Here is a 14383-nt window from a genome sequence, read left to right as displayed (position 1 = left end):
ACACCGCTATTATTCGGAAAGTGTTGGTTTACCTGGCGACTCATTTGCAAGCAGCTCCGGACTAACGGAATGCCGTTCGAACTTGACTGCATCAGCCCTCGTATAGATCATATCGGCAGGAAGCGTTGGCGGATCTACCGTTGTTGGAGTCTCCCTGGTTAAACGAACATACTCGCTACCGTCTCCCGTAAAGTCGAACGTTCCTAGATTAACCCAACCCGATGAGCCGACCGTTGCATCGATATACGTCACCTCGGTACCCGTCTGATGTTTCACTTCCACTTTGACATGATTATCGTTTGCCGTCGTATGGACGAGCTTGTAGATGGAGACCGTATATTTCCCCTCTGGAAACTGGCCTTTCCACGTTGCTGATGATCCTCGAACTGTAGTGTAACGGGACTTAACCCCAATTTTGTATCCGGCTAAATTGCTTTGGCTCCAAGACCCTTCTGTCGTGTATAACCCCGTTGTATCTGTACTGTCGACGATAACCGTTAGGTCCTTGATCGTTATGGTCAATGGCGGCGTTGTCAAGGACACTCCGTCAATCGTTACGGTGGCCCATACCTCAATCTGATCCGTTTCCCCATCGAGATTTAGAAGGGTCAACCGACCGCTGCTATCCACTTCAGCCAGATCCGTACGATCCACGAAATACTGCACAGTGGCCTGTGTCAGATCACCGATCAAACCGTTATCCAAATAACCGGTTACACTCAGTTGTGCGGTTTGAGTCATCTGCAGCTCGTTCCGATCGGACAGGATCACCGCAGACTCCAATTGCGGTATCCTGTTCGGGTCCACCCACATGATCGCATCCGCAACTACCCTTGACTTGTTGGCCTTATTGGTTAATTCCACGTACCCGCTATCGCCTGCAGCAAAAGGATAATCACCTAGGTGCACCCAAGTTCCATTCGCCGTTGTCTCATCAACGGTAACCGTCTCGGAGCCCCCGCTATAATAAACGGTAAATGAGGCATTCGTTGCCCAGTTTTCACTCGCAGCGGTTATTTGCGGAAGCTTGTAATACACACTGTAAGTGACACTTTCTGGAAGATCAGGCCGCCATCTCATTTTGCTTGTCGCTGTGCCGGCCGTCGATTTGGCATACACATAGTTCTCATAGTAATAGTCGTTAGCCGTCGTATCCCTTATCCAGACGCCTTCTGCCTCCGCCTCCGTATTATCCACAATGATAGATGAACCATCCTGCCCATCATCGGGTTGGACTGGAGTTTCCGTTACCTGATCAGGCAGATAAAGTGTCCGCTTGCGGGTCTGTTTCCCTTCCGATTCCACATAATACGTGAAGGTTTGAGATAAATCGTTCACCCGTATCGACCATTCCATCGGATATATCGTATCTGGGATGGTTGTATACGTAGCCCCGCCATCCAAGGAATAATGAATTGTCGCTGGTTTCGTCGTTTTGGCCTGCACATAAGCATCATAAACCGTTTCGTCAGGCTTGACGATCAGCATACCTTTAACTGCATCGATTGGACTGTGAATATCGAAGAAATAGCTTGCATCCGATGTATCAGCAGTTCTGACCTGGTGCAGCGGCACATCAATGTTGAGTCCTTCTACAATGATAGCAGTTATTCCCTTGCTTGAAACCGTGGCTTGAATGATTCCGCCACTCATAACCGCTTGTTCTGGTGTGCCATTATCGCGGATGATCGTTACGGTATAATCTTGTGCCGGGTTGAATCCAATGATTTGTTTATTCAATTCGATCGGAGTCTGAACTTCATCTGACGATACGTTGCTCAGCCCGATGTAGAATTTATCCCCGCTCTCACCCGTTATCCAGTTCAATTGAGGATGATTAGTCTTAATAATCCCCTTGGGCATCCAGAGCCAAACGTCCGAATTACCATAAAATTGGCCCGGTTTATTCCCATAGAGGTGATATTTGAACCATAAAAAATTTGTTTCGAATACCGAAGGAAATGAAATACTCCCATTCGACTTCAATGATTGCTCGCTGATCAAATAATCCATGGTTTGCCCGAGCTGCCCCGGGATATGGTGATAATAGATGGATGTAGCCCCGCTTGGGCCTTCTAGAGGAAAGTCCGGTTCAAGTTGGCTAACGGCGAAGCCTTTATAGTAATAACCTGGATAACTGGAATATCGACCAATAATCGCATTATGAGCAATGTCCTGCAGCAGTTTATCCCCTGTATAGAGCGACAACCTCAGCATGAATGGGGCTTCCTGGGCATTCATCCGATAATAGCCGGTTGTACTTCCCGCCTCAAACGTCAATCCGCTCGGTGAAACAAGCCAACGATCCGCTTGTACGCCTCCGGCTATATCTTCTGGGAGCTTGGTTCTAGGATACTGGTATTTACCGCTTTCTGGCCAATGGAACGATTCCGCGTAATTATACGTCTCGGGCTGCGGAATTGTAACGGTACCTTCAGGAACCGGACGAGCAACGAACATGGTTGCATAACGTTTGGCTTCCTTATATGCAGCATTCAAGTATTTGGGATCCTGAGTTTCCTCGTAAAGCTCCAAGATCTCCATCCACAGCTTGCTATAATAATATATGAACTCATTTTTACTCACATTCACGGATGCAGGCGTATCGATATGTTGCATGATATAGCTGTCGGCTGCATCCTTGGCAGCCTGCAAATACTGCGCATCTCCTGTCATACGATACATCATCAGGGGCTGAATGACAGGACCGCGGTCTTTCTGGTCAGGATCACGCACGAGGTACTCTTCCTGTGCCAGCGCCCCAATTCCTGCCGAAGTGCCCATCATCTGATTAACAGCGGCGACGCTTGAAACATCGAATGGCAGGGTGGCCATTTTCCATAACGAAGGCACGCCGTATACTTTCTTCTGCGTTGGCGACCAACCTATACCATTTCGCGATACGCCATACTGGACGGAGGGCAATGCTCTCGTATCGTAAAGCTGGTCATCCCCGGTCAAATAATAAGCCCCCAGAAGAACCGCATTCGAGCTTGTTCGAACACTATCCTCGTTCTCGATATCAATAAAGCCCTTGGCACGGCTCCACCACCCGCTGGGTGACGGGACATACTGAACAGAGTCGTCCCCTTGCGGGTCAATCTTAAGTAGATCGATCATATTGAACATCGCGTCAGTAAGCGACTGGTCTGAGACATTTTCCCGGTATGCCGAATAACCGTACTCGTTGCGAAGAATATCCGCATAGGACTCATAAAGATTGCTTTTTTGAGCGATTAACCCCATATGAAATTGATAGGTGTTTTCTGCGGTCATTTGCGAATAAGTCCCTAATTGAGGAGCATACAGGATGGGCTGCACGTTGCCTTCATTGTTGACTAGGCTCATGCCAAGCCGTTGTTTCGTAACGCCTCCCGTCGGTTCAAACTCAACCGGAAGCTCTTGCGAAGGTACAAATACTCCATACGTCAATGGATTCCCCGAACTGTCATTCTTCTCAACCAGACTCATTGGAGCGCTCAGTTCCCTCAAGCTTGTTGATTCTACCGTACCTACCATTTTTGCATGCGACCTGAATCCATTTAACACTTCATTGATGCCAGAGACTACCTCTGTTGTGAAGGACTGATATCCAATCACATAATTGCCATCGCGGCGAGGCGTAAAGGCGAAGGAAACATCAGGTTTATCCCCTGCCATGGACCAGTTCACTTCAAAATCGTAATCACTTCCATTCATAGAATCGGTTAATACCGCCGTGCGGCTGTCGGGAAAAGTGATCCCGTCGAATGTAATCCAGCGTTTGTTCATCGTATCGTAGTAATTGGTTCGGCTCCCTGCATTCCCATCCAATAAAACCCATTGCTCCTCAAGTCTTTCCGACACATTATTTATTGGCATCCAGTTTCCTGTGTCCGTGTTCCTGTAGAACATGTCACGAACGATGGATTTGCCTCCATCCCATGCTGCTTCATAGAAGGTCGCCTTATAGTTATCATTTTCGATGCTGCCCTTTTCCGTGTAACTGAGATTCGCTAGTGTACGGCTCCGCAGCGGGGGCAACGGCGGTGCTTGCTGCCTGATATTTCCTTCGAACTTGACTGCATCGGCCCGAGTAATAATCGTGCCCGTCGTAGGTTGCGTACGAGTCAGCCTGACAAATTCAGAATCATTACCACTAAATTCATACTCCCCCAAATCAACCCATCCGACCGATGGCCCCGACGAAGGTCTAAGATCCATAAACTTAACATCCGTAATCCCGTTATGAACAATTTCAATCTTCACATTACTATCTGCTTTATCCGCCCAGTCAAGCTTATAGAACGATATTCTCGCCGTCCCTGCTTCCAAGCGTGGATTCCATGTGATGCTTCTACCTACGGCATCCGTATATTTTGAACTGGAATTATTGTATCCCTTCACTCCTGCGCTTGTGGTCCAATAAGGAGCGGAGAACCCGTTATTGGCGTTACCCGCATCAGGTGTCACAACATCATTGATCGTGATGCTCCCGTCATCAATGATAATCGTCTGATAAGGTAAGGTCTCCGCATAAGCGGCCCTTATTCCGATCAGGCTGAAAGGAACTACTATCGTCAACATGAAAACGATGAAGAAAAACAGCTTCCTTTTGACCATACAACTCACAGCCTCCCTTAAATTGATAACGCTTTCAAAATAATAATGCCCTCCTTTGTTCGAAGATCGCAAAAATGCAATTAACCTTATCCTTCTGGCTAATCCCGCTCTGTCGTTTTTATATTAGCATGCCATATCACCGTGAAATTTCTTTCATTTCAAGAATTTCTTATAAGATTTTAAGTAAAAAAAGAAACCTACATTCGAATTGATCGCCCAATTGCAATCAGATAGAATGTAGGTCTTCCAAGTGGAAAAATCAATTATAATGGCGGCTGCACCAATAGCAGCTTTCCAATCTGAATGACCGTTTGATCATACCAAGCTGGATGCTGCCGAACATGCTCCATACTTCTTTCATTGCCGCTTGCCTCAAACACGGCCGCTTTGTCTGTCTTCTTGTGATCAACTTCGAAGCGAACCGTATGTTTCCCATTCGGTAGCTCAGGCAAGAAAACATACTGATTTCGATTATGGTCGTTATATGGTGTGAATCGATCGATAAGGAAGGGTTCCCCTCCATCCACCGACACCTTCAGTCTGCCTGAATCCGGCCCCCCGATATCGAATAATCCGATGTGGGTCCCCTCAAACTCCACTGTGATCGTCTCTCCGGGATCGACTGCTCGCCATAGACCGGGAAATAACCAATCATACTCGCGCACTAAAGAGAAATCATCGGGGGTCATGTAAGTCCACCCTGCGGAAAAATGAGTAAAAATATCCAGTGGCAGCATGGTTGCATACTCCCAAGGATTGGCCGGGACCAAAGTGTCCTGTGGCAAGTGGTGTTCGACCTTTCCCACGTGATCTCGAAGTTCGCTCATTTTCTCAAACGACCGGGTGATTGTATCCGTGTAAATCTGGTGTCCTTCGGGAATCGTCGGATGGATCGAATCATGCGTAAAAATAACGGCTCCGGGAATGGACACGTCTGCCCTTGAGGTGAAAATGAGCTTTCCATCCGAAACCAATTGACTGACCGCTACGCCCAGATGAATCGAAGGAATGCCGTAATAGTCCGCGACTTCCTCTTGCATAATAGCTCCCTTCTGGTATTCTCCGGACTGAAATAGGGCCACATCTCGCTCCTTCAGCGTATATACGAACAGGATATCGGTAAACCGGCTCCGCTTGCGGATCTGTCGGACAATTCCTTCGATCCGCGCCTTGGACTCCGGAACTCCGCCATCGTTACCAACAAATTCAACAAACACGAGATCAGGCTGATGACGCAGTACATCAGTCTCCAAACGGGCGCAGCCCAGGTCCGATCCTGTCCCATCAATGCCTGCATTTACAGAGCGGATATCCGCATTGGGATATTGTCCTCGAAGCCAATCCGCCGTCATGACCCTGTATCCTTCAGAACGCGTATTACTGCCGCCAAAATAAACGATGGTCACGGTTTCCCCATTTTCCAACTTCTGAATGACATTAGGCAGCCCTCTTCGAGGGAAAAATTCCTTCATCGCAACTTCACCTGGCCTCACTTAGCGTTTTAGGAGCAAAAAATTTTACAGCAAACACTTCATAATAAGGCGAACCATACGTTGCACAGAAATCAAACCGGATTCGGGTTACCCCTTTTGCATGCACCTGATGTTTATTCAACGAAAGATAATTCCCACGGATATTAATTTCTCTCTCGGTTCCGTTCTCTAAGGTTAAGGTCACATCATAATCTTGGATAAGTGGCTCGATCGGATCATCGAAATGCTCCAAATTCAGCTGCGAATTGAACACAAGATGGATTTCATCCAGATTCTTGGGGCTTGCAAAACTGAATTCCAACCATTCCTGCCCTTCCGTACGTTCAGAAATCCAGATGTTTGGCAGACCATAAGGTCTAGAGAAACCGTTGACGACATTCTCAGGGCTATACATATTTTGAGATGGCAATAGGTCTTTGAAGCAAATGTTCTTATTAAGCTTCTTCAGCCTGGACGGCTCTTCCGGCCTATAATGGAAGCTGACTGCCCCTGTTATTTTCTCTTCATTGCCGTGTACGGCAAGGCTCGCCGTGCCTTCCAATACGATGTAGATTTTGTCGTCAGCTGGCTTCTTGCAGCCCAAGTCCAGCGTAATCCAGTCATCGTGACCACCTGAAACAACCAAGTGATAGTCTTTCAGCCCGCTTGTGGGAATATAGTTTTCCTTCCGCTCCCCGCCAAACAGCTTCACTTGCAAATTTTCCGAATGCTCGGATCTATTTTTAATTTTGATTCGCACACTTTCAGCCACGGATGTCTGAATCGGCAAGACCAAACATAACGCTTTCTCCAAGGAAATCTCTTCGGTTGGATGAAGATTATCATAGCTGCGCTGAGACGAGGCACGCATCGTTAATCCGTCAGCAAAATAAGGATCCAACTCCTCTTGAAGCCCTACAATCGTTTGCCCGTCTCGAAGCAGCTGCGCTTGAAGCTCACCCATATGGGATTTGACTATGGCTGCAGGGTCGGCCTCGTATTTTAAGCATAACGCAGCTGCCGTTCCTACGGCCTGCCCCATACAACCGCAGGTTGCCATGACCCTTGTAGATCCGAAAGCCACATGGGTAGCGCTTATATTGCGCCCAGCGAACATGAGATTAGGAATATTTCGTGAAAATAAGCTGCGGAAAGGGATATTATACAATCCCGGCACGAAATTCCACGCTGTAGCCGGCCCCTCATCGTAGATGCCTTTGTTCGCATGCAGATCCATATACCAGCCTCCGACGGATACCGCATCTTTGAAATGTGGCTTTGCTGTAAGATCGTTCTGAGACAGCATGTGCTCCCCGATAAACCTTCTAGACTCCCGCTTTCCCGGAATCGGGCATACATAATCCAAGATGAGATTGTCCACATCATCAAACTCGCCGCTATTTTTGATATAATCCCAAATCCCGTACACCAATTTTCGCAGTTCCAAGGCGATGTCTTCATTATTCTTGATAATATCCATATGTCCGCCGTATTCCAGCCACCATAATCCGCCAAGCCCGTTGATTTTCCTCGGAAAAGACCGATGGTTTAAGCCTTTTCTGATACTATCGAAAAAGGCCAACTTCGTAATGTCATACGCAAAGCCTGGTCTTTTGTAAGGAACGGGATAGTCTACGTCACGGGCTTGAAACAGAATCGTATCGCCCATGGTGTAATGATCCGCCACTTCTGGAGCCAACTCCTCCTTATATTCATGCTTCGCCTCTCTTCCCCATCGGAAGTGAGCACCTGCTTGGTATCCAACAATTCCATCGCCGGAGCAATCGATGTAGGTTGGGCTTTCAAAACGAAATTTTCTTTCGGAAGCTAATTGAAGGCCCTCCACCCATTTAATTCTGCCGTTCTCCATGCCCGTTTCATGCACGCATGTATTCAGGAATAGAGAAATGTTAGGCTCATCATAAACCATGTCGAGCAAGACCGTATCCGAAAGCGAAAGCATAAGCTTCTTGTTGTATAACGGATTATAATGAAAGATCTTCAGCTTGAGTTCTTCTACCAACCCGCCCTCGCGAGCATAATAGGATGGACTGTTTCCGAGATATGCCGACCCGTTGATATGAACCCTGACCTCGCTGCTCGCATTTCCCCCAAGAACCGGCCGATCATTAATAAGTGAAACCTGCAGCCCTTGGCGTGCGGCAGCAATGGCAGCGCATAATCCCGCAATACCTCCGCCTACGACGGTTACATCTGCTTTTATAAGCTCCATTTTGATAACCTCCATGATTAGATGCTTCTATCATGGTAATTGTTTTGGTCCCCTTTTTTTTACATGATTTCGCGAAAAAATCATACATTTTTAGCATCCTTATTTGGTTTCGTAGCGTGTCATTTTTATCCGGTACTGCTTAGGGGTATCACCCGTATATTCTTTAAATAGTTTGCAAAAGTAACCTTCATTGACGATGCCTACTTCCTCGCACAATTCCAATAAAGAATAATCCTGAACTTGTAAAAGTTCGAGAGCTAATTGGATTTTTTTTCGGTTGATATAGCTGATCACGCCTTCATTCATTGTTTTTTTGAATAAGCTGCTAAAATACGATGGAGCTAGATTCACTTCCTCGGCAATCGCCTCGAGCGTTAAACGCTGTTTCAGGTTTTTCTCTATAAAATGCATAGCACTCATGATTTCTGCACGATGTAATAGTTGACCAGCGTGTACGTACTCGAATGTGAAGTCGCCAATATAGGCAAGCTGCTCCTGAAATGCCATAAATTCCATGGGGAATTCTGCTGCTTCCGTGGGCAGCTTGTTCCCTGATTTAAACTTCTTGGTAATGTCTCTGTACAAGTCTCTGATCATTGGCGCCATGATGGATTTGTGGATTTTATGGTCCGTTACGAATTGGTTCAGATCGGCGAGTGCATTGTCCAGCTCTTCCTTGGAAATCTTTCTTTTCAAACATATCAGAAAATCAGCCAGCTTCTGCTGAAAGTCTGATTTTTTGTCATTATGATATTGGAACCGATGCATGGGTGTTTTTACTACTTTCTCTGTATGATAATAGAAATCGTCACTCACATTTTTAGCTTCCGTGTACGCTTGTTTGATCGATTCCCAGCCTCGGTACGGACCTCCAAAAGCGACGGATACCCTTTGATTCAAATATTGATGCAAATGAGAGACGATCTGCCCTCCCAAGGATTGGCAAGCATATTCCGTTTCCATATCACTGCGGTTATTTTCCCAGGATAAAAAGCCAATAAAACGATTATCGGACAGATCCGCAGCTACGCCACTGCCACCATTCATCACCGTTTCTTCGATTATATTCGTAATCGCATATTTCAAGATGTTTTGATCTGCGGCTGAGTATTCGTTTCGGAAACTTTCATACGTATTCATTTCAACGATGAAGCAGCAATAGTTGGCTTGAAAGAAATGAAACTGCATGCGATTGGCAAAATCCGATGCCCGATGAGAAGGAATTTCGCCTCTGATCAGCTCGTTAAAAAATTGCTTGCGGACTCTATATTTATTTTCAAGCACGGATACGTTTAACGATTGAAATTCAGCTTCTTTTTTCTTAAACTCATTTAAAATTCCGGCTGCCTTATCTAAAGCTCGATCCAAATCCACTTCCTTTAGCGGAACCTTTACAATGTACTCCAATACATTGGCATGAATAGCTCGCTGGGCGTATTCAAAGGACGAATAGGCGGTCAAAAGTATGTATTGGGTATGGGGGAGCTCCACCTTTAGCTGCTCAATCATGGAGATTCCATCCATTCGCGGCATAACGATATCGGATATGACGATATCCGGCTTAAGTTTTAAAATCTCCTCGATCCCATTCAGCCCATTATTCGCTTTTCCCACTAGAACAAATCGCCTATCCCTATGGGAGAGCTCATTAAAAAACAATTCCAATCTTTGAATGATTAGGTCTTCATCGTCAACAATGAAGCAGGTATAGTCTCTCACCATTATGCATCTCCTTTTTGCAAGTCTGCCGGGAATAAGGCGCGTACACGGGTTATTTCCTTAGGTATGCTAATGATTTGGAGCCCGAATTGCTCTCCGTAGTGAAGTCTTATTCGGCCATGAATATTATTTAACCCGATTCTTTTCCTTTTTACTTCCACATCACTCGGTTCTGAAATTAAAATATGCTTTATTTGATCAGCTGGAATTCCCTCGCCTTGATCAACGACTTCTATGATGACGATGCCGCCCTCCTTGTACGCATGAATTGTAATCGGGCCTTCGATCCCCCCTCCGTTATAACCATGGAAGATACTATTCTCCACAAGGGGCTGCAGCAGCATTCGAAAAACCGGAAAATCCATTAACCCTGCTTCGATATGTTCAATCAAGTGGAAGTTTCTGTTATACCGGATGTTCTGGATCTCGATATAGTCCGCTACATTTCGTAATTCCTGGCGTAGGGAAACCTTCTCTGAAGCGTCATCTATTCCGTATTCCAATAATGAAATGAGCGACCCAATCACAACATCTACTTTCTCTATTTGTCCGAGACGTATAACATTGCTGATCGAACCAAGCGTGTTATACAGAAAATGAGGGTTTATTTGAGACTGCAGCACTTGGATCTCCAGCTTCCGCTCAAGCTCATTATGAAGCTCCGCTCGCCGAATCAGTTCCACAATTTGCTGCAGCATCCGATCGAAGGCTCGGGAAAGATCACCAAATTCATCGTTTCGGTTAATCGTTATGGTCGTTGTGAGGAAGCCTTGCTCCACCCGCTTCATTTTTGTTTTGAGCGCATAGAGTGGATTCCTAATATACTTGGCAATAAAAAAAGAAATGAACAAACTTAAGAGAAGACCTGCAGCTAGCAGCTCGATATAATAGGTTTCCAGTCTGGACAAAGCTGCTTTCAAGCGTGATTCATCGTTGATCGAGATCATGGTCCAGTTGAATTTCTCCGTCGGTTTTTTCAGAAGGTAGACCGGAATGCCATCCTTGGTATGCAGTTGAAGACTTGTTTCTGTCGTATCCAGAATTTGTTCCGCTGACGTTTCTCCGATTGAAAACGTATGATCTTGAATATTCAGCAGTCCTTTATTCTCAGAAAATCCGGCAATAATTTGACCCGATGCGGTGATCAGAGCCAGATTCATTTGTTCCTGTTTATTAATCTTGAACAAAGTCTCTTCAATGGCATTTAGATCCAAATCTACCGCAATAGCCATAGGAAACGGAGCTCCGTTCAGATATCGAACCATTGTAACTGTCCAGCCTGAATACTTGGATTTGTAAGGATCACTAACAAAGGTAGTCCTTCTGTTCTTGTCAGCCGCATCAAACAAAGGCTCTCTTTCCGATAAGGGTTCATCGAATATTCGGGTAGGTGTACTTCCCCCTAGAATGGATAAATCGCTTTTGATCAAATAAATATTACTGACGTAATTACTGTTGAGTTCATACAGCTCTCTTAATTGCTTTTTAATCACTTCTGTATTATCAATGTTGGCTTTTACCGATGTTTCGACCGAGAACAGGATCGTCTGGAAGGAGGAAAAATTAACGGTGAAATACTGGTCTACCTTGTCAAGTATTTGGTTGGTGTAATAAAGGTCATTGGTTCGTATTTCCTTTTGGACATAGCGATAAGACAATTGACTTATCAAGATGATGCAGCTTAATACAAATGCAAATACGATAAAAAATAATTTTAAAGGCAAGCTGAATCTTCTTCGCATCGATCATCTTCCTTTTACTTCCATAGTAAACTAAGAATAGCATATGACAATAAAGAGAGGGCTACGAATAGCCACTCTCTTCGTTTATATTTTACTTGATAAGGCCGGCTTCTTTAAATTGCTTGATTGCTGAATCCTTATATTTCTGCATGTCAAACTTGGTATCCAGCGTTTGGAGGAAATTGTCCCAGCTCGAAAGAGGCTCTTTGCCCGTCATAAATTTGACCAAGCTTTCATTAATGAAACGTTGGCGGTCAGCATCCAAGGTATCGCTGGGGTCTGGGGTCAATAAATTTCCGGGCAACGTTGGCCCCACATATTTCTGGTTGTTCTTGAAAGCTTCCGCCGTCTTCGGATTCTGGAAGCTGAAGTATTCAGCATCATCACCACGGCGCGGCATTCTATAATGATCGACCCACAGGTACTTTTCCTTCATTTCCTTCGATAATTCGGAGGTTTTATTTTTGATCTTGCCGTCCACCACATCCCAATGAATCCCTTTAATTCCGTATGCAAAGTTCGGATAGGCTTCTTCGTCCGTAAAGAGATAATTCAGCATGGACAAGATCCGAATGATTTTGTCCTTATCCGCTTTCGCGGATATGGCCCATGAATTGCCTTGGAACGATTTTCTCTCTACAATTTGATCACCGTAAGGACCTTTCATCGGAGGAATGACGATCCATTCCGGCACCTCTCCACTGATTTCTTTCATTTTCTGCTGATAATCCGGCTCCAGCCTCCGGGCATCTCTGATCATGAAGCCAACTTTACCCTTAAATAACTTCTGGTCCAACAACTCAGGCGAATTCATCGTCACCCAGTCTGGGTCTACCACATTGGCTGCCATCATTTTATTAATGTAAGCAAGCGCCTCTTTCATTTTGGGATCGATAAATAGGAATACCGGTTCATTATCTTTCACTTCAACGGCTGAAGGAGGATTGACGCCAAACATCCACATCAAGCTATCGAAGCCGTAGGTTTGCAGATTGCCTTCTTTATTCATACCGCCGATAAATCCGTACGTATCGTTCTTGCCATTACCGTCCGGGTCTTTCTCTGTAAAGGCTTTCATAACTTCAAACAGCTCGTCAGGTGTCGTTGGCACTTCCATATTCAGCTTTTTCAGCCAATCGTTGCGGATGAAGAAGCTTCGACTGATACCGTTTACATTATCATAGCCTGGAACTCCAATGGTTTTTCCTTGATAGGACATCGCCTCCCAGGAGTCGTCGCTAAAACGTTTCTGTAATTCAGGAAATTGATCCAGATACGGTGTCAAATCCGCAAGAACGCCTTGGTCATAATATTGTGCGAGATCAGCACGGCTCTTCAAGAAGATCAAATCTGGAATATCCCCGCCTGCAATGAGCGTATTCAGTTTGGTTGTTGCCTGCCCAGCTTGAGGAATCATCATATCCAAGTCGATGTTCATCTCTTTTTCTAACATTTGGCGTTGAATATCTTCATCACGTGGGGGTATCGGAGCAGCAGCATTGAAAGTACCTTGGTTAAACATTGAAATTTTCATTTTGGTTTCAAATTGGCTGGACTGACCTTGCGAATTACTCGAAGTTGTCGAGGTAACTTCTCCCTGTTCCCCACATCCTGACAATACCGTTCCTAAACCAACTATTGCCGTCAGAATAGCAAATGAAATCTTTTTACGCTGCATATTGACCTCTCCTTTTGCTTATATATTATCACGGTTTCCCCGTAATAACTTAGGTTGCAATTCCTTTTAACCTTTAACTGATCCCAAGAGCACACCTTTGGTAAAATGCTTCTGCATAAATGGATAAACCATCAAAATCGGAACCGTAGTCACGACGACAGCGGCCATTTGCACAGCGAATGTGCTAACTGCTCCGGAATTGGCAATCGAATCAGCGCTTTGTGTGGCGACGTTAAGCAGAATGTTGCGCAAGACAACTTGAAGTGGCATGAGGTTCGAATCATTGATGTAAACAATAGCATCGAAATAACTGTTCCAATGGCCGACGGCGTAAAACAAGGAAATGGTGGCAAGGACGGGCAAAGACAGGGGTAAAATGATCCGCCATAACGACTGAAGCTCACTTGCACCGTCAACCCTCGCTGATTCCTCGATTTCGCCAGGCAATTGCTCGAAAAAGCCTTTAATAATCACCAGATTAAATGCACTAATGAGATTTGGAATAATCAATACCCACGGACTGTCTAGCAATCCGAGAGAGCGGATTAGTAAATAAGTTGGAATTAACCCCCCACTGAACATCATGGTAAACACAATGAATAGTAAAAACGGACTGCGACCCGGCAAATATTTTTTGGATAACGGGTACGCCGCGATTACCGTAAAAAATACATTTAACGCAGTGCCTACAATCGTTCGAAACAATGTAATTTTATACGCCTGCCCGATACCATGAGAAATGAATACTTCTTTATAGGCTATAAAGGTAAAGGATTCTGGTATAATAACAATCCCTTTTCTTAACACTTCCGATTCTGGCGTCACTGAGACAGCAACCACATATAGAAAAGGTAGTAAGCAAAGTAGGGATAGACAAATAAGAATCAAATAAACGACGGCTTGCCAGACTTTTTCCCCGATTGTCAAATTGATCATT

General features: G+C 45.2%; 7 protein-coding genes. All 7 read right to left on the bottom strand.

Going from position 1 to position 14383, the window contains the following annotated elements; all coding sequences use genetic code 11:
* Window positions 1-9: 9 nt before the first annotated feature.
* On the bottom strand, window positions 10-4602 hold the full coding sequence (locus MHH48_RS13970; RefSeq protein ID WP_076326614.1) for a hypothetical protein: 4593 nt from the start codon (window positions 4600-4602) through the stop codon (window positions 10-12).
* Window positions 4603-4865: 263 nt separating this feature from the next.
* On the bottom strand, window positions 4866-6074 hold the full coding sequence (locus MHH48_RS13965) for an SGNH/GDSL hydrolase family protein (protein ID WP_076326615.1): 1209 nt from the start codon (window positions 6072-6074) through the stop codon (window positions 4866-4868).
* A gap of 7 nt (window positions 6075-6081) precedes the next feature.
* Entirely contained in the window at window positions 6082-8307 is a 2226-nt protein-coding gene (locus MHH48_RS13960) for an FAD-dependent oxidoreductase (RefSeq protein WP_256720880.1), read from the bottom strand.
* A 99-nt stretch (window positions 8308-8406) separates the two neighbouring features.
* Window positions 8407-10029 (bottom strand): response regulator, encoded by a 1623-nt coding sequence (locus MHH48_RS13955; RefSeq protein ID WP_076326617.1) that lies wholly within the window; start codon window positions 10027-10029, stop codon window positions 8407-8409.
* Window positions 10029-11768, bottom strand: coding sequence for a histidine kinase (locus MHH48_RS13950; protein WP_076326618.1), 1740 nt, complete (start codon window positions 11766-11768; stop codon window positions 10029-10031). Before MHH48_RS13950 ends, MHH48_RS13955 begins: the two co-directional genes overlap by 1 nt.
* Window positions 11769-11859: 91 nt before the next feature.
* Window positions 11860-13446, bottom strand: a complete 1587-nt coding sequence (locus tag MHH48_RS13945; protein ID WP_076326619.1) for an extracellular solute-binding protein — start codon at window positions 13444-13446, stop codon at window positions 11860-11862.
* A gap of 66 nt (window positions 13447-13512) precedes the next feature.
* Complete coding sequence (locus MHH48_RS13940; RefSeq protein ID WP_076326620.1) at window positions 13513-14382, bottom strand: carbohydrate ABC transporter permease; 870 nt, start codon at window positions 14380-14382, stop codon at window positions 13513-13515.
* Window position 14383 lies beyond the last annotated feature (1 nt).

Source organism: Paenibacillus sp. FSL F4-0100 (assembly GCF_037993005.1).
GTDB lineage: Bacteria > Bacillota > Bacilli > Paenibacillales > Paenibacillaceae > Paenibacillus_AQ.
This window is presented reverse-complemented; position numbering and strand designations above follow the sequence as displayed.

Coding starts and splice junctions, on each gene's coding strand:
- MHH48_RS13970 (WP_076326614.1), bottom strand. CDS start 4,602: ATGGTCAAAAGGAAGCTGTTTTTCTTCATCGTTTTCATGTTGACGATA.
- MHH48_RS13965 (WP_076326615.1), bottom strand. CDS start 6,074: ATGAAGGAATTTTTCCCTCGAAGAGGGCTGCCTAATGTCATTCAGAAG.
- MHH48_RS13960 (WP_256720880.1), bottom strand. CDS start 8,307: ATGGAGCTTATAAAAGCAGATGTAACCGTCGTAGGCGGAGGTATTGCG.
- MHH48_RS13955 (WP_076326617.1), bottom strand. CDS start 10,029: ATGGTGAGAGACTATACCTGCTTCATTGTTGACGATGAAGACCTAATC.
- MHH48_RS13950 (WP_076326618.1), bottom strand. CDS start 11,768: ATGCGAAGAAGATTCAGCTTGCCTTTAAAATTATTTTTTATCGTATTT.
- MHH48_RS13945 (WP_076326619.1), bottom strand. CDS start 13,446: ATGCAGCGTAAAAAGATTTCATTTGCTATTCTGACGGCAATAGTTGGT.
- MHH48_RS13940 (WP_076326620.1), bottom strand. CDS start 14,382: ATGATCAATTTGACAATCGGGGAAAAAGTCTGGCAAGCCGTCGTTTAT.